30 protein-coding genes are annotated in these 24,543 nt (G+C 64.5%); 12 read left to right on the top strand and 18 right to left on the bottom strand.

The window, feature by feature from the left end; translation table 11 throughout:
• Positions 1–73: 73 nt before the first annotated feature.
• From NF876_RS17910 to NF876_RS17895, 4 genes are all read left to right on the top strand, one after another.
• Positions 74–292, top strand: coding sequence for a hypothetical protein (locus NF876_RS17910; protein ID WP_262265750.1), 219 nt, complete (start codon positions 74–76; stop codon positions 290–292).
• A 22-nt stretch (positions 293–314) separates the two neighbouring features.
• Complete coding sequence (locus tag NF876_RS17905; RefSeq protein ID WP_262265751.1) at positions 315–533, top strand: hypothetical protein; 219 nt, start codon at positions 315–317, stop codon at positions 531–533.
• A 31-nt stretch (positions 534–564) separates the two neighbouring features.
• On the top strand, positions 565–687 hold the full coding sequence (locus tag NF876_RS17900) for a hypothetical protein (RefSeq protein WP_262265752.1): 123 nt from the start codon (positions 565–567) through the stop codon (positions 685–687).
• A gap of 246 nt (positions 688–933) precedes the next feature.
• A complete protein-coding gene (locus tag NF876_RS17895; protein ID WP_262265753.1) occupies positions 934–1,149 on the top strand; it encodes a hypothetical protein in 216 nt (71 codons plus the stop codon).
• Between the two features lie 31 nt (positions 1,150–1,180).
• Here NF876_RS17895 and NF876_RS17890 read toward each other — a convergent pair whose 3' ends face one another.
• The 5 genes from NF876_RS17890 to NF876_RS17875 form a co-directional block, all read right to left on the bottom strand.
• Positions 1,181–1,405 carry a DUF6894 family protein gene (locus NF876_RS17890; protein ID WP_262265754.1) on the bottom strand — a complete coding sequence of 75 codons (225 nt, stop codon included), beginning with the start codon at positions 1,403–1,405 and terminating at the stop codon, positions 1,181–1,183.
• Between the two features lie 11 nt (positions 1,406–1,416).
• The gene (locus tag NF876_RS17885; RefSeq protein WP_262265755.1) at positions 1,417–2,598 is read right to left on the bottom strand and encodes an AraC family transcriptional regulator; all 1,182 of its coding nucleotides are present in this window, start codon (positions 2,596–2,598) and stop codon (positions 1,417–1,419) included.
• A gap of 122 nt (positions 2,599–2,720) precedes the next feature.
• Positions 2,721–2,888, bottom strand: a complete 168-nt coding sequence (locus NF876_RS43475; protein ID WP_373371170.1) for a DUF6894 family protein — start codon at positions 2,886–2,888, stop codon at positions 2,721–2,723.
• 45 nt (positions 2,889–2,933) lie between these two features.
• Entirely contained in the window at positions 2,934–3,140 is a 207-nt protein-coding gene (locus tag NF876_RS17880) for a hypothetical protein (RefSeq protein WP_262265756.1), read from the bottom strand.
• Positions 3,141–3,146: 6 nt separating this feature from the next.
• Positions 3,147–4,385 (bottom strand): polyhydroxyalkanoate depolymerase, encoded by a 1,239-nt coding sequence (locus NF876_RS17875; protein WP_262265757.1) that lies wholly within the window; start codon positions 4,383–4,385, stop codon positions 3,147–3,149.
• Between the two features lie 545 nt (positions 4,386–4,930).
• Between NF876_RS17875 and NF876_RS17870 the strand changes: the two genes are divergently transcribed.
• Positions 4,931–5,092: a hypothetical protein gene (locus NF876_RS17870; RefSeq protein ID WP_262265758.1), complete on the top strand. Its 162-nt coding sequence runs from the start codon at positions 4,931–4,933 to the stop codon at positions 5,090–5,092.
• Positions 5,093–5,143: 51 nt separating this feature from the next.
• Here NF876_RS17870 and NF876_RS17865 read toward each other — a convergent pair whose 3' ends face one another.
• From NF876_RS17865 to NF876_RS17855, 3 genes are all read right to left on the bottom strand, one after another.
• On the bottom strand, positions 5,144–5,896 hold the full coding sequence (locus NF876_RS17865; RefSeq protein ID WP_262265759.1) for a Crp/Fnr family transcriptional regulator: 753 nt from the start codon (positions 5,894–5,896) through the stop codon (positions 5,144–5,146).
• Positions 5,897–5,931: 35 nt separating this feature from the next.
• Positions 5,932–6,213 carry a hypothetical protein gene (locus NF876_RS17860; protein WP_262265760.1) on the bottom strand — a complete coding sequence of 94 codons (282 nt, stop codon included), beginning with the start codon at positions 6,211–6,213 and terminating at the stop codon, positions 5,932–5,934.
• Positions 6,214–6,662: 449 nt separating this feature from the next.
• Entirely contained in the window at positions 6,663–7,688 is a 1,026-nt protein-coding gene (locus tag NF876_RS17855; protein ID WP_262265761.1) for a GlxA family transcriptional regulator, read from the bottom strand.
• A 143-nt stretch (positions 7,689–7,831) separates the two neighbouring features.
• On the opposite strand from NF876_RS17855, the gene NF876_RS17850 reads away from it, so the two are divergent.
• From NF876_RS17850 to NF876_RS17835, 4 genes are all read left to right on the top strand, one after another.
• On the top strand, positions 7,832–8,302 hold the full coding sequence (locus NF876_RS17850) for a DUF1330 domain-containing protein (RefSeq protein ID WP_262265762.1): 471 nt from the start codon (positions 7,832–7,834) through the stop codon (positions 8,300–8,302).
• Positions 8,299–8,577, top strand: a complete 279-nt coding sequence (locus NF876_RS17845; RefSeq protein WP_262265763.1) for a DUF4242 domain-containing protein — start codon at positions 8,299–8,301, stop codon at positions 8,575–8,577. The genes NF876_RS17850 and NF876_RS17845 overlap by 4 nt, the downstream gene beginning before the upstream one ends.
• A 238-nt stretch (positions 8,578–8,815) precedes the next feature.
• Positions 8,816–9,460, top strand: coding sequence for a DUF1326 domain-containing protein (locus tag NF876_RS17840; RefSeq protein WP_262265764.1), 645 nt, complete (start codon positions 8,816–8,818; stop codon positions 9,458–9,460).
• A 16-nt stretch (positions 9,461–9,476) separates the two neighbouring features.
• Entirely contained in the window at positions 9,477–10,337 is an 861-nt protein-coding gene (locus NF876_RS17835; RefSeq protein ID WP_262270117.1) for a DUF2182 domain-containing protein, read from the top strand.
• Positions 10,338–10,448: 111 nt separating this feature from the next.
• Here the strand turns inward: NF876_RS17835 and NF876_RS17830 are convergent, their stop codons facing one another.
• The 10 genes from NF876_RS17830 to NF876_RS17785 form a co-directional block, all read right to left on the bottom strand.
• The gene (locus NF876_RS17830) at positions 10,449–12,383 is read right to left on the bottom strand and encodes a DUF3604 domain-containing protein (protein ID WP_262265766.1); all 1,935 of its coding nucleotides are present in this window, start codon (positions 12,381–12,383) and stop codon (positions 10,449–10,451) included.
• A 64-nt stretch (positions 12,384–12,447) separates the two neighbouring features.
• Positions 12,448–13,431, bottom strand: a complete 984-nt coding sequence (locus NF876_RS17825) for a HupE/UreJ family protein (RefSeq protein ID WP_262265767.1) — start codon at positions 13,429–13,431, stop codon at positions 12,448–12,450.
• Complete coding sequence (locus NF876_RS17820) at positions 13,428–14,294, bottom strand: peptidylprolyl isomerase (protein ID WP_262265768.1); 867 nt, start codon at positions 14,292–14,294, stop codon at positions 13,428–13,430. Before NF876_RS17820 ends, NF876_RS17825 begins: the two co-directional genes overlap by 4 nt.
• A gap of 455 nt (positions 14,295–14,749) precedes the next feature.
• Positions 14,750–16,810 carry a mechanosensitive ion channel family protein gene (locus NF876_RS17815; protein WP_262265769.1) on the bottom strand — a complete coding sequence of 687 codons (2,061 nt, stop codon included), beginning with the start codon at positions 16,808–16,810 and terminating at the stop codon, positions 14,750–14,752.
• Between the two features lie 112 nt (positions 16,811–16,922).
• Positions 16,923–17,456 (bottom strand): hypothetical protein, encoded by a 534-nt coding sequence (locus tag NF876_RS17810; RefSeq protein WP_262265770.1) that lies wholly within the window; start codon positions 17,454–17,456, stop codon positions 16,923–16,925.
• Positions 17,457–17,601: 145 nt separating this feature from the next.
• Positions 17,602–18,204, bottom strand: coding sequence for a hypothetical protein (locus tag NF876_RS17805; protein WP_262265771.1), 603 nt, complete (start codon positions 18,202–18,204; stop codon positions 17,602–17,604).
• 19 nt (positions 18,205–18,223) lie between these two features.
• Entirely contained in the window at positions 18,224–18,739 is a 516-nt protein-coding gene (locus NF876_RS17800; RefSeq protein WP_262265772.1) for a hypothetical protein, read from the bottom strand.
• Between the two features lie 99 nt (positions 18,740–18,838).
• On the bottom strand, positions 18,839–19,420 hold the full coding sequence (locus tag NF876_RS17795) for an HdeD family acid-resistance protein (protein WP_262265773.1): 582 nt from the start codon (positions 19,418–19,420) through the stop codon (positions 18,839–18,841).
• Positions 19,421–19,812: 392 nt separating this feature from the next.
• Positions 19,813–21,015, bottom strand: a complete 1,203-nt coding sequence (locus tag NF876_RS17790) for an AraC family transcriptional regulator (protein ID WP_262265774.1) — start codon at positions 21,013–21,015, stop codon at positions 19,813–19,815.
• A gap of 432 nt (positions 21,016–21,447) precedes the next feature.
• Entirely contained in the window at positions 21,448–22,458 is a 1,011-nt protein-coding gene (locus tag NF876_RS17785) for an ABC transporter transmembrane domain-containing protein (RefSeq protein ID WP_262265775.1), read from the bottom strand.
• A 404-nt stretch (positions 22,459–22,862) separates the two neighbouring features.
• Here NF876_RS17785 and NF876_RS17780 point away from each other — a divergent pair, with 404 nt between their 5' ends.
• The 3 genes from NF876_RS17780 to NF876_RS17770 all read left to right on the top strand — a co-directional run.
• On the top strand, positions 22,863–23,069 hold the full coding sequence (locus tag NF876_RS17780; RefSeq protein ID WP_262270116.1) for a hypothetical protein: 207 nt from the start codon (positions 22,863–22,865) through the stop codon (positions 23,067–23,069).
• A gap of 157 nt (positions 23,070–23,226) precedes the next feature.
• Positions 23,227–23,793 (top strand): Hsp20/alpha crystallin family protein, encoded by a 567-nt coding sequence (locus NF876_RS17775; protein ID WP_262265777.1) that lies wholly within the window; start codon positions 23,227–23,229, stop codon positions 23,791–23,793.
• A 100-nt stretch (positions 23,794–23,893) separates the two neighbouring features.
• Positions 23,894–24,543 (top strand): alcohol dehydrogenase catalytic domain-containing protein (locus tag NF876_RS17770; protein WP_262270115.1); only part of this gene is annotated, 650 nt, incomplete at its 3' end.

Below are 24,543 nucleotides of genomic sequence, written 5' to 3'. Positions count from 1 at the left end.
TTCACAGCTGTGCCGTTCGGAGGTAACACAGGCAGGTTCTTATGCTCTCGTTAACCAAGAGCGAGGGCCTGCCATGACCGTCCTCCTTTCCCTTCTGAGCGCCAGCGTGCGAGGAGCGCTCTTGCTCCTCGTCCTCTTGGGGACAGCGAACTTCGCCACCGGGCTCGTCTTCATCACGGGCGCGCTCCAGGCACGCGCGGACGAGGCCGTCCGCCGGGCGCCAAGTACGACAGCCTTCAATGACCAGGGCGATCCCGCGCGTGGGAGCCGGCTGTCCCTCCGCCAGCGCTGACCCAGCCCACCGGAGATTTATCATGCCCACCTTCGACTCATCCGCGCTCAACGACAATGACGAGGCTTTGGCGTTCCTGCGGGCCGTCCTGGCGCCGCCGGAAGGCCATGCAAAATCGCATCATCACACTGGCCCATCGCCCTTTGCCGCTGCTGACGCTCGTCCACCGTGCACGCGCTCGTCCTCCGGCGTTCCCCTGATCGTCGGCGTCGCCGTGTCAATCATGATGGCCACGCGGTAACCAACCGAGAATCCCTTCAGGAGAGACTTCGATGATAGCCACAGCCCTGATCACGCTGCCGCTGGTGCTTGCAGTTGTTCTGTCCGTTCTTGCGCTGGCCCAGAACGAGGCCGCACGGGGGAGGGCTGCAGAAGCGCGGCGGCGATACTTCTAGCGCATCGTGCGGAAGAGAGGATCCGGTTCTTGCTGACACGGCCCTTCGGGGCCGGACCAAACGATGCGCCGGTCAAGAGAATGAACATCTATCCTGCCGCAACGATGAAAACCGGCATCAATACCCGAGCCCGTCCAAACTTGCGGGGACAATCTGGCGACTGGCATCCCGCATTAACATGGGGTAAAACTCTGCTTGCACGCGCCGAACCCGCGCCCCGTGATGGTTGTGTGGTCGAGGTTCGCCATGAACGCGCCGCTCGCCAGCCGGACGGTCAACCGCGCCTATGTCCTTGGTCCCGATGGAGGGATCCTGAGGGCTCATGATTTGACCTGTCAGTCCGACGAGGAGGCGATCCGCAATGCCAAGGAACACGCCAGCGGCAACGCCGTCGAACTGTGGAACAGAGGCCGGAAGATTGCCCTCATCCCGCTCGGCGGCTCGCCTTTCAAAGTCTTTTGAACAGTCGGATCGGGAAGCTCCAGTCCAGCCCTCAGATCTGGGATCCGCTTTCCCGAAACGGCACCTTGAACGCCAAGCGGCCATCTAGCCCGCTCACGGCCACGAAACTGTGCATCGGATCGTAGCAGCGGTCCGCCAGCAGCATGGTAAGGTGGCGGGCATGTGCGCGAGCGGCACCTTCGTCCCGGAAACGCTGACCCTCCGGATCGACAGTCGGCTGGCCATTCAGGACGACATTGAAGAAATATCTGGGCATAGATCTTATCCTCACAATGCCAGTCCCTGTTCGCTGACCCGGTTTGACGGTACGGGGCCATGCCATGCGTCAACAATCCCGGCCAGGACGCTTTGGCTTGTCGACCCATGGGTCGCCTGCGCCGCCCCGGGACGGCTGCCGGTCCGCCAAGCGGTGGGCGTCTGGCCAGCCCAGCGCCGGAAGGCCCGGGTGAAGGCGCTGGCCTCCGAATAGCCCAGCGCCGCGGCGATTTCACCAAGCGGCACCTCGGTGTCCTCCAGCAGCTGCCGAGCAATCTCAAAGCGGATCTCATTGGCGATGCTCCGGTAGCCCATGCCGCTACCCTTCAGGCGGCGGCTCAGGGTACGGCGGTGCATCGCCAGCAACGCGGCAATATCCTCGGCTGAACAGCGGGTGCTCGTCAGCCGGCTGCGCAGCAGGCGCCGGATGTCGTCAGAGAACTGGGAGCCCTGGGCGCCCTTCATCTGCCGAATTCGCTCCTCCAGCACGTCCCGCATCATGGGATCGGCTCCGGCAATCCGACGCTCCAGATCGCTGGCCGGAAAGATCATGATGGCGCTCTCCTGATTGAACCGGACCGGGCAGCGGAAATGGCGCCGGTATGGCTCGGAATCCGTGGGAGTGGCCCGGGGCAGGAACACCTCGGTCGGGTTCCAGTCGGCCCCGCACAGAGCCCGCAGGGCGTTGACCGTGACGGCGAGGGATCCGTCCGAGATCTGGCCCACGCTCCCGCCCTCGGATTGGTAGACTGCGAACGTGAACAGGGCCGTGTCACCGCTGATGGTCAGCGACGGCACGGCGCCCCGGTTCTGGATACTCAGGTTCGCCACCAATGCCCGCAGGGCGTCACCTACTGTCTCCGACTGCTGCATCAGACGCCCAACCAGCCCCAGCGATAGGATTGTCGCCCGCTGGCCGACCAGCAGGCCGAAATGCGGGCAGTGGGTGCGGGCCACGCTCAGGGTGAGCAGCCGGCCCAAGGCGGCGTGCGGGATGACGTTCGTGCTGTCGGCGAACAGGCGTGGGTCGAGCCCCGCCTCGCGGATCAGCGGATCGGGATCGATGCCGAAGTCGCGCAGGGTCGGGGCGATCTCCTTGGCGACCCCCAGGTGGATGTAGCCGGGTGGAAGCGGCCGTCCGGATCCCACCAGGATGGCTTGTTCAGGGGAGGGAACGAGATGGGAGGCATACATTCGGAGAGCTCCACACGGTTCATCGCTGCCCTCAGCAAAGCAGGCGAGTGTCACGGCCGTACCTCGGCTTTGTGCGCGTGTGTGCCAGGATTGTAACGGATCGTGACAGGGGGGCCGGCGGATCACTCCTGCGAGGACCGTTCCCAACGGGCCTTCGGTGAAATACCCCAAAGCTCCCGGCAAGTGCCCAAGGCTTCGATCCGCGCTGCGTCAAAGCCCGGCAGGTCCATGCCCTCCGGATCTCCCTGGATGGTGGATTCCGTCCGCAAATGCAGATGGTACAGTGGCATCTCCGTCCCCGTCTGGCGGCCGTCCTGCCTCTGTCAGGGCGCCAGCTAGCGCAGGCTGGCGTGCATCGCCTCCCGCTCCTGCTGTTCCAAGTCTTCGACAAGACCCTTGAGCGCCGGCGGGATATCCTCACAAAAGATGCCTTCATAGCCGGCCCGGAGGGCTGATCTTAGAACCACAAGGAGTTCACCCGAGACATTGTCGCCCTTGGTAGGTGATACGGTTCGGTCATCTGCCTCGATCGTGCCGTCCATGGCGGTTCATCCATGCACAAGACGAAGGGTTCGGTCCGGACGGCGCAACCCGTGTCCTGCGGCTGCTGCGTTGCGGGCCATGAAAGCCCTGACGCGCGGGGCGACCTCGGCCCGGAAACGCGAGCCGTTGAAGACGCCGTAGTGCCCGACCCCGGCTTGGACGTGACGCTCCTTTTTATGGGCCGGCAGGCTTGATGCAAGATCAAGGGCGGCACTGGTCTGACCGCAACCGACGATGTCATCCCGCTCGCCCTCGACCGTCATCAGGGCGCAACGCCGGATCGCCGCCAGATCCACCCTCTGACCGCGGTGCCGCAGCAACCCCCGGGGTAGGAGATGGTGCTGGAACACCGCCTCCAGGGTCTGCAAATAGAACTCGGCGCTCAGATCCATGACGGCGAGATACTCATCGTAGAAGGCGCGGTGCTTTTCGGCCGAGTCGCCATCGCCCTCGACCAAATGGTTGAACATCTCCCAATGGGCCGTGAGATGCCGGTCGGGATTCATGGCCATGAATCCGCACAGCTGTAGGAAACCGGGGTAGACTTGGCGCTGCCAGCCCGGATACCGGTCAGGAACCGGGTGGATGCAGTGGCGCCGGAACCAGGCAAGATCGCGCTCCTCGGCAAAGACATTGACAGCGGTCGGGGCCCGGCGGGTATCGACGGGCCCGCCCAGCAAGGTCACTGAGCATGGCACGAGCGGATGATCCTCGGCCTCCATCAGGGCGAGGGCCGCCAGAACCGGCACGGCCGGCTGGCAGACCGCCATCACGTGCAGGTCCGGTCCCAGAGCCTCGAACATCGCGGTGCAGTAGTCGATGTAATCGGAAAGATCGAACGGCCCATCCGCGAGCGGCACGTCCCTGGCGTCGCTCCAGTCGGTGATGAACACCTGATGACTGTCGAGGAAGGCCGCCACCGTGCCCCGCAACAGGGTCGCGAAGTGGCCCGACATGGGAGCGGCGATCAGCAGCTTCGGCTTGTTCGTCGGCTCGCCGAAGGCAATTACCCGGCAGAAGGGCCGCTGCCAGACAACCCGTTCCGAGGCGGGAAGATTGAAGGCCGGCTTCGAATAGGCCCGGGTGGTGCGCTCGAACAACTCGCAGGAGGCCACAAGGGTGCGGCCGCTGGAGGTGTACGCCACCGGATTGAGCGGGTGCTCGCAGGCCAGCCTCGTGAGATCCGCCACGGCGCGGGCGGGAGCCAACATCAGACGCGACGCATCATGCAACAGGTACAACATGCAAACGATCCTCGCGGCTCGCTGTCAGCCCCCCTGTCTTGCTGAGCCTGCGGTCCGTCGAAATGCATATCGGGCACCGCGTGGCCTGGCTCGTCTATGACGAGAGTACCCGGGCAATGCTTAGCGGAGTGTTGACGGACCTGCACGCAAGCGGCCAGCGCCGCCCGTCACCCGGATCGGGAGGCCTTGTTCCGCACAGCACGTTCATGGGTTCGTGATTCCAATGAAAATTGCCGGAAAGCGTTCCCAGTGCAGAGCAAAATACTATGAAAGCAGCATATGCTTATTACTTCAGACACACAGTAATGATATTTTTAACCTGGGTTAACTATCAGTCGGAAGTGCTTGAATATTCGAGTTGCAGCGGAACTTCTTGCAATTGATTTGATTGATGTGCCTGCGAGCGCATGGAGACAATGGTCTTCGGCGGTTTGCAAGGGCACGTTGTTCCTCCGACCTGCGGGAGGTTGCCAGGCAGCCTCCCGCCTTTTTGGGTGCGTGCCGGCGTTTGGACCGATCGCTGCGGACATGAGCCAGGAGACACCATGCTGAAACTGCCGATCGCCGGCTTTGCCCGGCGCATTCCGGATACGGTCGAGCGGGACATGGCCATACTGAAGGACCGCCCCGATCCTGCCCAAAAGCCCCAGCCAGGGTCGCCGACAAACCCATCCACCGCTCGGCCCCATTCCCGGTCCTCCCGCTGAGAGCGGATGGGCCCAATCCGGCCGGGCAACCGATCGGTTGCGGAACGAAGGCTACGGCAGGCGGTCCCGAGGAGCGGTTGCCTGATCGGTATGACCCACGAACCCGTTCAAGTGCCGAGGGTCGAATTCGCCCAGGGCTGTCAGGTCGTCCCAGTTGGGGATCTCGAGCACGTGCCGTTTCAGCCTGATCAGGCCAAGTTTGCGCATGGTCCGGATCACCCGATTGACGTGGACGTGGTTGAGCCCGAGCGTGTCGGCGATGTCGAGCTGGGTCAACGGCAGGTCGAAGCTGTGGTCATGTGCCAAGCCCGCAGCCCGCAGGCGCAGCAGCAACTCGCAGAACAGGTGGGCAATCCGCTGGGTCGCGGTGCGTCGTCCAAGCGAGACAATCCGCTCCCGCAGCACGGCTTCCATGACGAAGCCACTCCAGTACAGGCCGCGGGTGATCCGCGGGTGGGCCGCGAGCACCTGTAGGAACCGGTGAGGGGAGATCACGCCGAGCTCGCACGGCGTCAGCGTCGCGATGCTGTGCTCCATGCGGTGGAACAGCAGGACATGGTCGTTGCACAGGTCGCCGGGAATGACGAAGCTGATGATCTGGCGCTTGCCGCCGGGAAGGATGGTATAGCGGCAGGCCCAGCCCTGGCGCATCAGGTAGAGGTGGTTCAGGGAATCTCCCTGCTGCAGCAGATCGCGGTGCTTGTCATAAGCGATGACTCGCTCGGTCAGAGAGGTCAGCGCCTCAATCTCCACCTCCGAAAGCGGCTCGAACAGCTGAAGCCGGGCGACCAACGGGTCCGTCATGGCGTAACCTCCCGACAGCCCTGCCGGGCTTGGACTCAGCGGAAGATCGCCGCAATACGTTCCTGCAAGCTCTCGAGCTCATGGGCCAATGGAGCACGCCGCTTCTCATGATGCTCCTGGAGCTGGTCGGTCAGCGCGTGCTTGAGGCCGCCGTCGCACGGGCGGCTCCGGATCGTCTCCAATTCCCTCTCGTGGGCAAAGTCGATGTCGGCCAGAGCCGCGAGGAGCGACTGGAGCTGGGGCAGGAGGTCTGGCGGATAGCAGGGGAGCGAACCGGCCTCGCTCCTGGGGGGCAGATGCTCAAGGCGGGTGGTCATGGCTTCCTCCGTGGTTGTTGCGGAAGCGACCTCAGGCTCCATCTTTCGACCCCTTTGATGGCATCCCGATGGCAGCGTGGAGCCAGGACGCAAGATCAGCTGAACGTGGAGAATAGCTAGAGCCGCCTTGGACGCATTGATCGCGATCAACGGCACTGCGCCCGTGGTCTTCGTGCTGATCCGCCGTCCGCATTCCGCTCGATGCGAGGGCCCGTTTCGCACGAGATCCGAACGCTCCGGGATCCGTGCTGGGAGTCAAGCTAGTCATGTCGGCGCAAGTGTGGTGGGGGAGAAAGCAGGTAAATGCGATACCCTCACACAGGTACCTGATTGATGGGAGGATCATCTTGCTTCACGACAAATGGTCATTCTGCAGACCTTTTCTGAAAGACTGCCGCTCTGTTCTATCTAATTGTGTCAACAGGAGCAGCTCTTCTTCTGGCCCCAATCTAACCCGCGTCGGAGATCGGGCTAAACATGCGGCGATACTGCCCGGTGGTCAGGCCTGTGCTGCGCTTGAACAGCTTGCGGAAGAACGCCGGGTTCTCGTATCCGACAGCCGGAGCAATATCATCCGATGACCGGTCGCTGGTTTCAAGAAGCCGCTTGGCTTCCTCAATCCGCAGATTCTGCACATAGCCAATGACCGTCGATCCAGTCGCATTCGTGAAGCGGCGCTTGAGACTGCGTTCAGGAACTCCGCACGCGGCCACGACGCCGGTTACCGCATGAGGCTCACGGAAATGCTGGCGCAGCCAGTCTTCAGCTTCACGGACAACCGAGTCGGCGTGGGCCTGACGCCGGACAAGGCTCGCGTACGGCAATTGCCCTTCGCCATGCCATTGCAGCAGATATACCTTAGCGGTGTGTAAAGCTTCTCCCGGACTGCAGTGGCGCGAAATGACGTGAATGGCCAAGTCATGCCAGGAGGTCGCCCCGCCCGCGGTGACAATCCGCCCGCTTTGATCCGCAAACACGATGGTGGGCTCAGGGATAAAGTGAACATCCGGGAAACTGCGCCGGAAGAGATCGGCATAGCCCCAATGACATGTCGCCGACTTGCCGTTGAGCAGGCCGGCGCCCGCCAGGAGGATGGCGCCCGAGCACGCTGAGTAGATTGTACAGCCGGCATGATACCGCTCGCGCAGCCATTCCTTCACTCTGGCATAGCGCTGCTTCAAGTCATCGTCGCGAGCAAGCCATAGCTCCGGAACGACAATTACGTCCGCCTTGGACGACTCATCCATCGTCAGCTCGGGTTTCACCGGAATGCCGTTTCCACACAGGAAGGGAGCTCGCGACAGCGAGACGATCCTTGGCCGGATCAGCCGATGGCCTGGCTCCTCCCCGACGAACTCTCGCCACAGGGTGCCCGTCGAGGCGAAGACATCGATCAGACCGTAAATCGCAGACCCGGCGGACTCCGGCAGCGCGACAATCAGAGCCTCGACGGTTTTCACCTCGGCTTCGGTCATTCTCGGTTCCAATCGTGGCACAAAAGGACCGCTTTTGACCAAACTCGACCTGATGCCTGCGGATGTCCAGTCCTAAGATCTTCTCATCAGCGATCCTTTGCAATCGAGCTCCGGATCCGCCGACCAACCACAGGAGACAGGACATGTCAGTTTATGTGATCGCAGACATCAAGGTCACCAATGATCAATGGGTGCCCGCATACGGCGCTTCAGTGCACGAACTCGTGCACAGTCATGGGGGCAAGTATCTGGCGCGCAGTGGCAACGTGAAGACGCTGGAGGGTAAGCCACTGGACACCACCTTCATCGCGCTGCTGGAGTTCCCCTCGGAGGATGCAGTCAAAGCATTCGCCACCGATCCCAGATATGCGCCTTTCGCCGTGGCTCGCCAGCAGGGCAGCGAAAGCCGCCTCCAGATGATCGATGATACGGACGGCCGGAACGATTTCATACCTGCCCAAAGCGACATGCTGCTAATGCAGCGCATGCTGAAGAAGGTGCGTTGCATTGAGAAACGGGTCGGGCATTACAGACGCTGGGGTGATGCCCGCTCGGCACAATCATCACCCTTGTCACACCCCGTATGTTGGATAGGACCATGCTCCATCCCATGAAACGCTACGTGATTGAACGTGACATTCCAGGCGTCGGAACTATGAGCCGCGAGCAATTCAAGCAGGTTGCCGCGCTCTCGTGCGAAGCCGCAGCGGAGCTTTACGGAAAAATTCACTGGGAGCACTCGTACATCACGGCTGACAAGACCTTCTGCATCTATCTGGCCGACAGTGAGGCCTCGATCCTTGAGCATGCCCGGTTGAGCGGCTTTCCTGCGAGTAGGACTACGGAAGTGTGCACCATCATCGACCCAATGACTGCTTTCGTGACATGAAGCGGCACCGTGCTGGAGCAGAAGTTCAAGCCCTCCCAGGACCATCGCTTTAAGCGGGGACGGAGTGTGATCGAACGCCGGTCTCCGCCACGGCACCGTGCAATTCTCTCTGTTAAGCTCTGAGTGGACTCGCTCCAGAAGCGGAAGGATGACGGCCTTTCGGGAGATAGCTTTCGCTGCTGTACCTGACATTCGCCTCTCGTGGGAGTATTATGCGCTCGACGAGGAGGGATGTTTCATGAGCACCATCCCTGACTGGCATCTTGCCGGCGACTGGTTCGACATCTGCAGCTGCGATATTCCCTGTCCGTGCGAATTCGCTCAGGCCCCGACCAACAACGCCTGCCAAGGCATGCTCGCCTGGCATATTCGGGCCGGCCATTTCGGCACCGTCCGTCTCAATGATCTGAACCTGCTCGCCCTCGGGGCCTTCGAGGGCAATCTGTGGGCCGGAGAGGCGAAGTTCGTCATGGGGATGTTCATCGACGAGAGAGCCGACGAGAAGCAGCGCCAGGCACTACAAACGATCTTTTCGGGCCAGGCAGGCGGATGGCCTGCGAGCTTTGCCGCCAACATCGGTGAATTGCGAGGCATCGAGTTCGTCCCGATCAGGTTTGAGGTTGCCAATGATTTGGCCTCCTGGCGGGCCGAGATCCCGGACAAGGTCGTGGGGCGGGCAGAGGCCCTGACCGGGCCGACCACGCCACCAGGGCAGCGCGTCCAGACGCTCAATCCGCCCGGCTCGGAGGTGGGGCCCGGGCAGGTCGCCACCTGGGGCCGATCAACCGAAGTGCGCACGGAGGGCTTTGGCTTCCAATGGACGGGCGAAAGTCGTTCGAGCAAGCACATTCCGTTTGACTGGTCCGGGCCCGCTCCGACCTAGCCGCACGGAGACTGGTGTGGCGGGCCAAGACGTAAATCGGGCAGAGCCCATCCCTGGTCAGAATGTGACGGCCCTTCTCAGGCACGCGCGCCTGTCGCTTCTCGTTTCCTTGGTTGTTCTGACAACCGGTGCCTGGGGGCTGACCCTGTATCAGGCGCTCACGATGAGTGCGCCAGCTGGCATGGCCGATGCTGGCAACCAACCCTCCGCCAATATGGATGGAATGGTCATGGCCGGAACGCCCGCTGCTGGGCTATCGGTTGGGGGAGCAGCCGCCTTCATCATTGCCTGGACCGTCATGATGGCCGCGATGATGCTGCCTGCCGCTGCGCCGATGATCCTGACCTTCGCTCAAGCCCAGGCGCGGCGGGACCGGGCGATCCTCGTCCCCACTTGGATCTTTATTGCAGGCTATCTGCTGGTCTGGCTGGCCGCCGGTCTGGTCGTCTACCCCTTCGTTCAATGGGGCCATGATATGGCTTCCCACCCGGCCAGCAGGGGTGATGATTGGGCACCTCTTGCCTTGGGGGGCACCCTGATCGTTGCTGGGTCCTATCAATTCACACCGCTCAAGCGCCTATGCCTGCGTCACTGCCGTTCGCCGCTGGCCTTCGTGACACTCCACTGGCGTGAGGGGCAGGGCGGCGCTCTCCGGATGGGAGCCCAGCATGGCCTATACTGCCTCGGCTGCTGCTGGGCTCTGTTCGGGATCCTAGTGGCGGCAGGTGTTATGAACCTGGCCTGGATGCTGCTGCTGACTTTGCTGGTCTTCGCCGAGAAAGTGCTTCCTCTGGGCCAGCGTCTCTCAACCATCATCGGCTTGGCTCTCGTCGCAGGCGGGGTGGCTGCCGCCAGTGGAGGCGTACCGATATCCTGAATTGACCGTAATTCCCTGTATCAGTGGACGGGATTGGAGCAATCACCATGGGAACCCTGTGCAGATGCGACCCTGTCCTTGCCCGCCGCCCGGATCCACCATGCCGTCCTGTCATTCTGGTGTGTACCAGATGGGGGAAGTATAGGCGCGCTCGGTGATGGTCATCGGCGTACCCGGCAAGGGCTGCACCCCGAACCGCTTCGCGTCGTAGGCGGTCCAGCGCGGCGTCGGGATCTCGATTACGCGGCCGTAGTAGAAGGCGGGCTGGCTGGAGTCAAAGTCCGGGTCCGTCCAGACCGTCGCCAGCTCGGGTGCGCCAATCGTGTTGGTCCAGGTGGCGTTCGCCTCGTCGACCGTGCTGCCGACCGGCGACAGCTTCCCGTCCGCGCCGGGCTTGCGCCGCTCGGGATCGGCCCAGGCGACGTCATAGACCTTCTCTTCGAGCTGGCCGTCCTTCGCGAGCCACCCTTTCACGACCTGGTAGCGGTCGAGGTTCGCCCCGAGCGGATCCTTCAGCGCGCCCACCAGGAAGGTGGGTGACTTGCCCTGCGGCGCCGCCCGCAGTTCGCCGCCCATCGGCACGCCCTTGGTGTAGCCGGTATAGGCGGGCAGGCGGCTCTCCGCGTCCTGCGGGACGAAGTTCCAGCCCCCGAAGAAGCGCACGATCATCCGCGGTCCGGTCGTGCCGTAGGTCTCCCGGCGTTGCATCGCGTCCCACAGGGCGGCGCGGGTGTTCTCCTTCGCCCACACGGCGGCATAGCCTGAGGAGGAGACCTGCCAGTCCATCACCTTGATGTGGGTCTGCGGGTTATCGAAGAAGGTGGCGCGCATGCGCTCGGGGCTCGGCTCCTGCGGTGTTGTCTTACCGAAGAAGTTTTCCTCCTCCAGGGCGGAGAGGCCCGTGTGCGCATCGCTGCTGCCGATGAGACCGAACTTGTAGGGATTGACGCCGAGAGTCTGCCCGAGCTTGAGGCCGTTCTTCAGGGCCGAGCGGGCGTATTCGAACTCCAGCATCTCCTTGGTCTTCGCGACACTGCCGTCGAGATTGCCGAAGTCCCAGCGCTCAAAGTTGGCGAATTCGTCGTTGGGCGACAGGAACGGATGGGTCTCGCCGTCGCCCTTGGTCTGCGTGGCCTCATAAAGCCGCTCCCATTTGGCCCGTGTCTCGGCATAGCCGCGGTCGATCTTCTTGCCGAAGGTCTCGATGGTGGGGAACATGAGGCCGTTGCTGAGATTTCCGTTGTGCGCGATGGCCAGCACGCTGCCGCCGGTCTTGTCCTGGTAGGCCTCCATCCACTTCCACAGTTCCGTCGGGTTGTCGCTCCCGGGCGGATACACCGTGAATGGCTCAACTTGGCTCGCCCGATCGCCGCTGTCGCGGAAGATCACGTTGCGGTGCAGGTTGTTGCCGCCGGTGTTCGACGTCCACTCATAGCCGATAAAGGCGGTGAAGCGGCCCGGCTCGTTGTACTGCTCGGCGGCCGCGATCGTCTCCTGCCAAGCCCCACGATACGACCGCGTGCCGGGCCGGTACATGAGATCCTTCGGGAAGGCGCCATGCGAGAAGGCCGTGATGATCTCGACGGCCGCATCCGCACCCTTGCCGGACTGGATCATGTCGTACCAGCGCCGGCCCGTCGGATCGGCCAGCACCTCAGGCTTGCCGGCGAACAGGTCCGGGAAGAACCCCATGTTGTCGGAATGGTCGGAGACCACGAGGAAGTCGAGCGGGCGGGAGAGCTTCACCGGTTGGCCGGAGGAGGCCGTCACCTGCTCGCCCCGGGCGAAGCGATAGGCGGCCCGCGGCGTCAACCGCGCCCCGAAGGCGCCCGCGTCGAAGGAGAACGCCGTGTGGAGATGGGTGTCACCGAAGAACGGCCGCGTGGGAAAGTCACGGTTGGCATAAGGGGAGTATGGCGGCTTCGGCAGCGCTTTCTCGATCTGCTCCCGGGACGGGGTACCGACGTCCTGGGCTCCGGCCGACGAGAGCAGGCCAAGCGCGATCAGGACCGTCAGTACCGAACGTTCGAACGTCACCCTCACCATGTCGTCCTCCCTTCGCTCACCCCTGTGACCGGACCTTCTGCCACGAGCCAACGCAGTACTCGGTTTAGAGCAATGCCACGCGCTGGATCACCCAGAACATCGCCATGCTGCCGATGGCGTAGGGCGGCACCAACTCGGCCCAAGCGGGCCACGCCGCCCGAACGCGCTTCGCGACGGTGATGAGGGCCAGCATGCCCGCGATGAACAGCAACTGGCCGGCTTCGACGCCGAGGTTGAAGAACAGGAGCGCCACTGGAATCTGCCCTTCCGGTAGGCCGACCTCGCTCAGCGCCCCGGCGAAGCCGAACCCATGCAGCAGGCCGAAGGTGAAGGCGACGATCCACGGCAGGCGTGCCGCCAGTCCGACCTGTCCTTGTCGGAAACGCAGGATCTCGGCCGCCACGAACACGATGCTGAGCGCGATCACCGCCTCGACGGGCCTAGGCGGCACATGGAGGATTCCGAGCGTCACCACCCCGAGCGTGACGCTGTGCGCCACGGTGAAGGCGGTCACGGTTTTCACCAGCCGCCATGTTCCAGTCGTGAGCAGCAGCAGAGCCAGCACGAACAGCAGATGGTCGACGCCCATGAGGATGTGATTGATCCCGAGGCCGAGATAGGTGCCCGCCGCGCTCCAGGCGCCCGGGCGAGTTGGGATCAGAGCCTCCCGCCGCTGCGGCGTGAGGCGCTCGACCCAAGTACTGCCATCGGCGAAGGAGATGCGCACGAGCACGTCCGTGAGCGTGCTCTCCAAGCCTTCGATTCGCAGGTTGTGGCCGCGCAGGCTGTCTACCCGCAGACGCCAAGTCTGCACGGCGGCATCGCCCGTTCTGCGGGCCGCAACCGAGGTCAGGACCTCGACCGGGTCCGAGAAGGCGGGATCCAGCGCCAGGCGCATCTCGCCCGCCATCGGCGTCTTCCACAGCACGCTGAACTCGCCGGACCGATACTCGTTCAGGTCGAGGTAGGCAGGCCGGACCTCGTGCGCCCGCGCGGCGAGCGGGAACAGGAAAGTAGCCAGGGCAGCAAGGACCAGAGGCCATCTCATGGCCGGACCTCCACCTGATCAGCGAGAGAGCCCAGGAACGGTTGTACGGCCGGATCGACCGAGACCTGGTACTTCTCCATCAGCCCCTGGAGAAGCTGCACCTGGGCCGCTTCCTGCCGTTCGCGGCGCCACTCCTCTACGAGCCGCTCGCGGACCTCGGCAAAGGGACGCGCCTCGGAAGGCGACACCCCTGTGACCTTGATCAGGTGCAGCCCGTAGCTGGACTCGACAGGCCCCGACCAGCGCCCGAGAGGAAAACCGAGGACGCTCCGCGCGAACGAGAGGCCGAACAGGTTGCCGAGCGCCTGCTCGTCCTGGTCAACGAAGCTGTCGCCGAGCAGGAGGCCGTCTCCCTGGTCCTCCGGAGCCGCGGCCGCCGCTGACAGAGCGGCGAGGGTGGCGCCGACGCGGTCGTCGCCGTGCTCACGGCGGAAAAACACCTGTGTGAACGACACCAATGGCGGAGTGCGCACGAGATCCGGGCGCCGCTCGTAGAGAGCGCGCAACTCGGCTTCGGGAGGCTCAGCCACCTGAATGGTGCCGTCGAGGAGGAAGGCCATCTTCTGTGCCAGGCGGCGACGAATCACGGTGTCATCGATATCGAGTTCGAGCGCCTTCGCCTCGCGGGCGAGCACCTCCTCTCGGAGATGGTCTGCAACGAGGCGTGCGAGCTCCTCGTCCGTTGGCGGGCGGCGCCACTGGCGTGTCCACATTTGCTTCAGCCAGTCGGCATCGGCCGCGGTGATCCTGACGGCCGTCGTTGAGGCGGCTTTGTCCTCCCTCGGGCCGAACGCATCATGGGCGGCGAACAGCAGACCGCCGAGGATAAGGAAGTGCAGCAGCGGTTCCTTCAGCAGCCTCATGCCGCAGCCTCGTGGCTTCCGTCTTAATCGCGATGAATATTTGCGCGAATTGCGGGCCGTTGCTTGACCGGTTCGGCCACCTCCTTGACAATTAGGGATATGAGTGATGCGCCGTGTCCGGCCGAGCCGCTCACGCCAGCCTACGCGCCCTCGGCACCTGCAACACCGTTCCTGTCCATCCTGATCGCTGGCCCGGGACATAGAACGATGTCGGGTCCGGGGTTGGCTCGCCTGAGATCAAAGGTTGAAGGCAGCAATCCTCACCGGATCGGACGTTCCTAAATCGCAGGAAATCTCGGTTCCTGACCCGGAGGAGACCTTCCGCAGCTCCTCGATGACTTGCATGGTGCGAACGTTTAGCCAGGCGTGCGTGATGTGGAGCACAATCACGTCGGAGGCTCTCACGCGGGCAGTCGACCCCATCACGACCGGCGCTCATCACGTAACGCCCTCCGTTACATGAGCTTGACGCCGGACTCCTGGAACTGCGTGTACAGGCGCGTCAGGATTTCGCGGCGAAGCGCGTCGGCGTGGCCCGGTCGTGCCGACAGGCTCAACCGGAACACGATTGCCCCGCCGGCGATGTCGCTGATGCCGTGAAGCGTAAGCCGCGTGTCACCATTCTCCCGACAGGCAGGGTCTTCCTCAATCGACCGGGCGATGTCCCGTACGATGGACTTGACCCGTTCCAGGTCCGTGTCGGCGCCGAACTTCAGGTCAATGTCAATCGTCTTCAAGCCGCGGCTGGTATTCGTGATGGCGCCAAGCTCGCCGTAGGGGACGACGTGCAGGTTGCCGTTCCGGCTGCGTACGCGCAGCGAGCGGATGGTGAAGCCTTCCACCGTGCCTTGGGCGGCCTGGCATTCGATGCTCTCGCCGATGCGGAAGGCGTCATCGGCAAGGTAGAAGATGCCGGACACAATGTCCTTGACGAGGGCCTGACTGCCGAACGAGACGGCGAGGCCGAAGATCGAGGCTCCGGCCAGGAGCGGCGCCACATTGACGCCCGCCTCCGTCAAGACGACGAAGATTGGAACGCCGACCACGAAGACCAGGGCCACGATGCGCAGCACCGGCACGAGCGTGCTGACCCGGCTGTAGGCGAGCGATCCTGCGCCGCTTGCCGGGTCGATGCCGGGTGAGACATCCATCCGGAATTTGGCCGCATAGTACTCGATCATCTCGTAGGCCACATAGGCGACGAACAGGGTGATCCCGGACCGGGTGGTTGCCTTGACCGAGGATTGCCATCTGGCTTCGTCGACAAGCCCCAGGACGTCCACTGCCCAGGACTGACAGACGACCATGGCCGCGAGAACAATCGCCGCGACCCTGACCGAACGGACGACCATGGCCCGTTTCAGCGGCAAGGTCGGCGACTGCTCGGCACGGGCCTTGGCGCGGCGCATGGCGAAAGCCAGCACTGTCTCAAGCAAAACGAGCAGCAAGCCGAAGACGAGGGTCTTGTAGACGGTCCGGCCCGCCGCTGGGTCGACCGTCACGGCGGAATAGACCTGTGCCCCGATCACGAGGATGAGGAATGCTTGGCTCAGCACGGCCCAATGCCGGATCAGCAGGGAGCCGATGGGAGACTCGCCGGTGCTGGCGACGTTGGACGTGAACCAGCGTGTCAGCGGAGCGTGCGCCGCGATGAAGCACCCTTCCAGCAGCAGCCAAACCACGAGGCCGTGGACGAGGCGGGCCGCCGACACGACCTCCGGATCCGGTTGGAGTTCCGTGAACTGCCGGGTCAAGAACGGCAGGGCTACGATTCCGAGCGCGGCCACCTGGAAAGTCCGGAACAACGATCGGGCATCCTGATCGTTGATGCGGGCGATCCGAAGATGCGCCCGCGCCGGCCGGAACAGCACCATCAGGACCGCAACGATCAGGCGCCACCACAGGAGGATCTCCATGACGGTTACCCCCAGGCGGTTCTGGAAGTCGCCGCCTGCAAACCACCTTGCGATTGCAGCATAGGCGACGACGGCCAGAACGGCCCATGCGAGCGCATCGAGCGCGGCATCGGCGGCGAGCGTGCCCATTGGAACGACTTCGGGTGGCACGCCGGTGGAGTCCCGGCTCAACCAGCGCACGCCGTGGCGCGTCGCTCCCTCGGCCAGGAGGGAAGCCACGACGGCCACGCCGAGCAGGAGCCAATACCGTCCCGGTGGCCGCTCGGGCGAGGAATGGGCGACCTCGTCCGGGATGCGGGCCAGCATCCAACCGAAGTCGGGCAGCGCCCGAACCATGGCGCCGGCCCGGCTCAGGAACTGGACCGCGCTGGCGACGCCGGAGGGCAGGGCGTGCCGCTCCGGGCCATGCGCTGAGGGGCCCACGAGAGGAGAACCGTTCGTCGCGCCGGCGGCGGGAGCCGGCGCCGAGGTCGGTTCTTCGGCAACCATGCCCGAGGGACGCGACGGCGAACCGGTGCCCCCGAGCCCAAGGCACACGATTGCGATTGCGATCACGAGGATCGCCTTCAGTCTTCTGACGGAACCGGCGCCCGCACTCATGCCTCCACCGCCTTCGCACCGAAGATGCCTCGTCCCCTATGACCAGCCCGCCATTCAGGAAGGGCTCGCTCTCATCGGCCACATGCTCCTGCGTCCCGTCCGGCCATCGCGCTCAGCCCTCGTCGATGAGCCTCATCCGGGCTCGCTTGACGAACAGGAGGCGATGAAGCTCCGGCTCGCCAACCACCTGGCTGAGCTCTCGAAAACCGAAGAAGGGAAGCAATGAGAAGAACAGCAGCAACATCGTCGTGAGAATGCCGAACGGGGTGCCGCCGCCGATGTCGGACAGGCTCTCGGCAAGATCCTTGCCGCGAAAGTACCCAACTCCAATCCCTTCCAGAACTTCAAAGGCCGCCAGCAGGATTGAGTACACGGCGGCCTTGAAGAGCATCGCGTAGACCAGCGGCTCCCGCTCGTAACGCTCGCCGACCTTCAGCTCCTCGGCGACGAACAGTATCTTCGCCAGCACGAGCGCATTCACGACCGCGAATCCCTGCCGGTAAGGGATGCCGCTCTCCGCCAGGACCAGCGACTTGTGCAGGGCCGAGATCGCCAACAGGCCCCAGAGATAGAGAAAAATCACCCCGAAGCGCTTGAGGCCGGAGATGGCCTTGTCCCTGCGGGTGAACGGCACTGCGTCGGACATCGGGCCTCGCCTTCGTTCAGCACGCGCCACTCAGGGCCAATCGATCGCCGGGCCGGGAGAGTGCGCGGATCCGGCGCGCGGAATGGGCCGGAGGACTGGCCTCCGGCCCACCCACGCCGCGCCGCTACCGTCGTCGGACGGGCGGTCAGGCCGCTTCGCGTTTCTCGCGCAGGAGGTGGGCGAGAAGCATGCGGCGCACCCGTTTGCGGCGCAGGATCTGGCTGCCGACCAGAAGGCGCATCAGCCGGCGTTCGTCGCCGCCACCCTCTTCGCCTTCGTCCTCCTCTCCGAAATCCTCGTCCTCGTCCTCACCCCGTTTCTCGCGCAGGAGATGGGCGAGGAGCACGCGACGCATGCGCCGCCGCCGCAGGAACCGGCTGGCGATCAGCAGGCGCAGGATGCGGCGCTCGTCATCGCCACTTTCCTCACCTTTCTCGCCTTCGTCCTCTTCACCGAAATCCTCCTCCTCGCCGCGCTTCTCGCGCACGAGGTGGGCGAGCAGGAGCCGACGCATCCGCCGCCTCCGCAGCGCACGGGCGGCAAGTGGCAGACGCAGGATGCGACCCATGTCATCGCCGTCCTCGCCTTCCTCCTCGCTGACGTCTTCGTCGCCGATATCCTCGTCGTCGTCCTCGCGTCCCTCGCGCAGGAGATGGGCGAGCAACAGGCGGCGCATGCGCTGACGCTTCAGCACGCGGCTGCCGATCAGGACCCGCGCAAGGTCCTCGTCACGGGCGTTTAGAGCCATGATAGTCTCCTCTGTTTCTTCAGGTTGCTTCGGGGGCGGCGCGATCCGTGTCCGGCTGCTTCGAATGCCCCCCATCGGGGCCCTTGGAGCGGGACTTCAGACTGTGGTGGAGCAATGTGTCCACGATGGCCCGGTCGAGCACGTCACGCCGCATCAGGCGCGCAGCCGGGCTTTCCTCGATCAGCGGCTTGAGCAGGATCTGGCGGAGTTCGGCATCCTCCTTGGCCTCCTTCCCGTCGTCAGGCTCGTCTTCGCCTCCCAGCACGCAGGCGATTCCGGCCTCGAAGACCTGCTCGAGCAACTCCTCCAGCTTGGCCCGGCCGTTCGCCTGGGCCAGGCTGATTGCTTCGTCCTTGGAGAGCACGCGACGCGTCCCTGTGGCATCGATGCCCTCGATCTGGATGATCTCGCCGGTCTTCGCGTCCATGGTGAAGGCGAAGCGGTCCAGACGGGGAACCTCGGGCGATGCCGCGGCGGGCGAGGCGTGCCTGCCACCCTTTCGGGTCGGACCGGCGGGTTTGTGGCCGTTGGCCATGTGGAGTTCCTCCTGCGAATGTCCCCACTGCCCCAGAGGCTTCTTGAGCGCCTTTGCGGTCTGTCTTCTTGAATTCGCTTCGTGCCGAGGCTGCCTGGGTCAGGCCCGATGCTTCAGGGCCAGGCCCATGCCGATCCAGCCGATGCCGGCAAAGATCAGGTCGATGCCGAGAAAGATGCCGAGCACGAACAGGCTGGAGACCGGCCAATGGGCGAGGATCATGCCGCCCACGAGCACGGTGATGACACCCGACAGCGCGACCCAGATCCACGGGGTTCCCTGGGTCATCTGCATGGCCAAGACGATGCGCAGGCCGCCCGAGACGATCAGGGCCACGCCGAGCATCAGCGTCAGGACCGAAGCGGCCAGGAGCGGGTTCTGGAAGGTCACGAGGCCCGCGACCACATAGAGCGCGCCGAGCAACGCCCACAGGAAGAACTTGCCCCAGGTCTTCACGCCGAAGGCGTTGACGATCTCGGCAATGCCGCTCACCAGCATCATGGCGCCGACGACCGCGACCGAGGCGACGGTCGCCATCACCACGCTGCCGAGGGCGATGAGGCCGGCGATCAGGAAGACCGCGCCGAGCGCGACGATCCAGCCCCATTTGACGCGCAACGGCTCAAGCGTCTGGTCCACACGCCCTGGAACCGGCGTGCCGATATTCGCGGTGTTGGACATGGGAAGGTCTCCTCGAAACGGTCCCAGCGAACGGATTCGACCGCCCGGCTCCGTTGTCAGTACCCGACGCCGATGCTCGACCATGCGGTCGATCCGGCGGACTTACGGGGATGATGAGACCATGATCGGCCGGGGCGTGCTTGACGGATCCGGACGTGGCCTGAACATTTTCAGTCAAAGTCGCTTCGCTTCACGCGACAAGGAGTGCCGCTCGGCCGGATTGCCTTGCGGCAACGCTGGCGCGAGGTGCCCGGCCCCGGGGCGAATGTCGACGGGCATCGGGCTTCGCCGGAACGGTCCACCCACGAACTCAGCCCCGTTCGGGCTGGCCGAACGGGGCTGAGTTCGAAGACCTCTGCAAGGGGGCGGGGAATGAGGCCTTCGGACGGGGATCATGCCCGTTCGGCAGGGATCCGCCTGACCGGGAAGGACGGTCGCCGGACATTTTCGGACAATCGGCCCTCCCACCGTGGTTCGGGCGCGGCCTGGACCGGGCGTTGCTCCGCACGCCAGGCGGTGGGCGTCCGGCCCGACCAGCGGCGGAAGGCGCGCGTGAACGCGCTCGCCTCGGAATACCCGAGCGCCGCGGCGATCTCGACGAGCGGCGCCGTGCCGTTAGCCAGCAACTGCCGCGCGATCTCGAAGCGGGCCTCGTCGATCAGTCTTCGGAAGCTCGTCCCGTCGGCACGCAGATGCCGGCTCAGGGTGCGGCTATGCACGGCAAGCCGGTCCGCGACTGTCTCGGCCGAGCATCGGTTCGTCAGGAGCTCGGTCCGCAGCAGCCGGCGCAGGTCCTCCTTCCAGCCGTCTCCGGCTGTCGCCTCGAGTTCCCGGACGCGGGCCTCGAACACCTCGCGAAAGATCGGGTCCGCGCCGGCGATGCGGTGTTCGAGCCAGCGCACCGGGAAGACAAGGGCGGCGACCTCCTGGTCGAAGCGGACGGGAGCCCGGAAGAAGCGTCGGTACGGTGCCGGATCGGCCGGTGCCCGCCGCGGCAGCAGCACCTCGTCCGGCACCCAGTCGGAGCCGCAGAGCGCCCGCATCATGTTCATCCCGACGGCCATGGCCCCATCCAGGATTTGCTCCGCGCCCTCCACCTCCGGCTGGTAGATCGCAAAACCCAGCATCGCCACCTCGCCGGAGACCGTCAGCGTAGGGGCGGCGCCCCGGTTATGGAGATGCATGTGCTCGACGAGGGCCGACAGGGCCTCGCCCACGCTCGGCGAGAATTGCAGGAGGCCACCCGTCGGGCCGATGGTCGAGAGGGATCCCCTCTGCCCGACGAGCAGGCCGAAATGCGGGCAGCGCGTGCGCGCGACGCAGCGGGCGACCAGATGACCCAGGGCGGCATAGGGGATGACGTTGTTCGCGTCGTCGAACAGCCGCGGATCGAGGCCGGCCTGACGGATCACGGCGTCGGGGTCGGCTCCGAACTCCCGCAGCAGGGGCACGATCTCCTTGGTGACGCCGATGCGGACGACCCCGCTCGCGAGCGCCGGAGGCGGTGTCCGGTTGGAGGATGGGATCCCGGCCGGTTGGTGCGGGTGCAATGGAACCAGGATCGGGTCTGATGCAGGGAAACGCGAGGGACTCATAGGGCAGCCTCCTGCCGAAGAGGGTCGTCGCACGCCTGCCAGTCTTCCCCATCGCCGGAAGCCTGCCTTGATCCAGATCAAGTCACTTGGGCGGATGTGAAGCCACGCCCTTGCACTCAGTGCCGAGGCCACGACTTCGCGTCCAGGTGGGTCGGCATGACACCACGACCATCCCCTCTAATAACTGGAGCTTGAGCCGAGACCATAATATCGAATTGGTTCTACGGGATGAACTCGGACCGAGGTGTGCTGGCATAGCGGTCCGTGGCGAGTGCTGCGCCGGGGTTTCAACCGACAGGCTAAGCAGGAGGAGGCTGCTGCACTAAGGGCGGCGGGAACGTCACTCCATGGACTCATCCCGTTGCGCACCTGGCTAGATGGCCGGCCCTGCGGGCCGGGGGTGCATGCCGAAAGATTCCAAGGCCGGGCTCGTCAAGCGCGGAGGCTTTCGACGGCACGGCTGATCAGGTCGTACTTCGTCTGGGTCACCTTCAGATCGCGGAACCAGTTCACCAGATCCCCCCATGGCTCGTTTAATTGGCCCAGTCCCGATACGAACGCGACGATGGTCCCGACCTCAGCCGTGCCCTTGACGACGTAGTAGCCGCCAAGCGCGAGAATGGCGGCGATTCCCAGGTGGTGCATCAGGTTCATCAGGAAGTTCATCGAGAACTTCAACCGGATGACCCCCATGTTGACGGCGAAGACCTGCTGGATGTGCTCCTGCTGGGGGCTGTCCGTGGCCGCGCCTGCACGGGGTTGGTCGATGATTCCGACGCTGACCTGGCGGAGCGTGGCAATCCTGTAGGCCACCCGCCGGTTGATGGCCGACTGCATCAGGGGAACAAAGACAAGCTGCGGCGAGAAGACGGCCAGGGCCACCAGGGCCATCAGCGGCTGGAGGTAGACCATGTAGGCCAGCACGCCGATGAGCAGACCGCCTTGGAGGAGAGGCTCGGACACGCTCGTTCCCACGAATCCCCCGATCGGGTCCGCCTCGTCGACGACCAGGGAAACCTCGACGCCTTCGGTTGCGGCCTGGCAGAGCTCGGGCCTGATCTGGCGGAAGTCGTCCAGAAGGGCGGTCCGGAGCCAGCGCGTGGCACTCTCGCCGACGTAGCCCCGGTAGATGTTCAGCCCAAGCTTCAGCAGCCCGGCCAGCACGGCAAGACCCGCATACACGAGTGCAAGACGGATGATCGGCCCGGACGCCCCACCGACAAAGGCGTCGTTGACGATCCGCCGCTGAAGCTCCAGCGGCGCAACTCCAGCCGTGAAGACCAGGACGGACAGCAGGGCCAGCGCGAGCTGGTCGCGGGCGCTGACGCACCAGATGAAGCGGGAGAGATTGGGAGGGGTTCTCGCGGTAGAGCGCCCCTGGCCGGGATCGACCTCGATCGGCAACCCCGGTCCATGACGCGGCAGTGAGGCTTGGAGCAGCACGGCACGATCTCCCACGTTCCTCCGACCGGGAAAGTCATCGTCCAACCGATCGGCCGGTCACGCCTTGCGCCAGATCAATCTCCCCTCGGATTGTTCCCCATCATGGAGGTTCACCATGGCGCGACTGAGGTCCGCAGACGATGAACGCGGCTCCGCTGCACGGCCGGGGCATGGATCCATTGCTGGCCCTGATGCCAGTGGCGTGCATCCGATGCCGGGAGAAGAGCGGCGGGCAAACGGCATGGCCCTACGTAAAAATACGGGGTTTCGCTTGGCGCCGAATCGGCGATCCTGTCCGGCAAGGCATTCGAACCAGCATGTCTCCACGCCATGGAGGAAATCATGTCCGACGAAGCCAGCCATCAGGCCCAAGCCGGGTGGACCCGCCCGGCTTGGGCCTGATGATGAAAGAGGTCAAGCGGACGCTCGGCAATATCGACTTCGAGCACGCGATCGAGTTGGAGCAGGTCGACAGGAGTGCGGCCGCCGAAGACCTCAAGCAGCACATTCGTGATAAGCTCAGGGATGCGCATCGCGAGAGGCGACAACCCTACGTCGACCTTCTGAACAGGCTCTGGATGCAGCAACGCGGCCAATCCTTCGCGGCTTGACCGCAACGAAATACAGGCGCGGCTTGTTGCCGTGAGGTTCCCTGCTTCGTCAGGCCGCCAAGTGGCTGCTCCCGCACCGTCTAATCCGAGTTGTGTTGCCGTTCCGGCGCAGGACCATCAAGGCGCGCCGGATTCCAAGTCGAATGAGGAACCCACAATGGCCCGCAATCCCATGACTCCCTTCCACCCCGGTGGCGGCATGTTTCCAGGCGATCCCTTCCTGTCACTTCATCGCGAGATGAACCGCCTCTTCGACGATGTCTTCCGCGGCTCGAACCTGCCCGCAGCCGCCGGCAGTCAGGGCCAGGGCGATGTCGGCACCTTCGTCAACGCCAGCATGAACGTGTCGGAGACGGACAAGGAGCTCCGCATCACGGCGGAACTACCCGGCGTCGCCGAGCAAGACATCGATGTGAGCCTCGACGACGACGTGCTCACCATCCGCGGCGAGAAGAGGTTCGAGCGCAAAGATGACAAGGAGAACTTCCACTTCATCGAACGCTCCTACGGCACGTTTCAGCGCTCGCTGCGGCTGCCCTATACTGTCGACTCGGAGCAGGTCCGGGCCAGCTTCGAGAACGGCGTGCTGACCGTGACCGTGCCGAAGACCGGTCGGCAGGAGCGCTCCCGGCGCATCCAGGTACAAGGACAGGGCGCTGGTAGCGGGGCAGGGCAGCCGCAGACCGGGTCATCGGGCGAATCCGGGGACACGAAATCCGGCTGACGTGACCGGCGTTCCCCGTCCGGTGCCCGGCAGGCCGGAAATGTCGGACGCGTCGCTGACCCGTGGTAGAATTGGACTGGATCAGCCGGGGAGGAGTGCCATGCCCAGGATGAAAGCCGCCGTCTTCGTGGAGCCCGGACGCATCGTGCTGGATGAGAAGCCGATCCCGGAGATCGGTTCCCTTGATGCGCTCGTGCGCATCACCACCACGACAATCTGCGGCACCGACATCCACATCCTCAGGGGCGAGTACCCGGTGGCGCGAGGGCTGACCATCGGCCATGAGCCGGTCGGGATCATCGAGAAGCTCGGCTCGGCCGTGCAGGGCTACCGCGAGGGCCAGCGGGTTATTGCCGGCGCCATCACACCGAGCGGGCACAGCGAGGCCTGCCTGTGCGGCTGCCATTCGCAGGACGGGGCCGGCACCAAGCACGGATGGAAAGCGATGGGCGGCTGGCGCTTCGGCAACACCATCGACGGCTGCCAGGCGGAATACGTGCGCGTTCCCGACGCGATGGCCAATCTCGCCCCGGTGCCGGACGGGCTGACTGACGAGCAGGTGCTGATGTGCCCGGATATCATGTCCACGGGCTTCTCCGGGGCGGAGAGCGGGCGCATCCGCATCGGCGACACGGTGGCGGTATTCGCCCAGGGGCCGATCGGCCTGTGCGCCACGGCCGGGGCACGCCTGATGGGCGCCACCACGATCATCGCCGTCGAGAGCGTGCCCGCGCGCATGGAGATGGCGCG

The sequence above is a fragment of the Microvirga yunnanensis genome (assembly GCF_025460875.1).
Note: the sequence above shows the minus strand (reverse complement) of the source record. Positions and strands in the feature narration are given on the sequence as shown.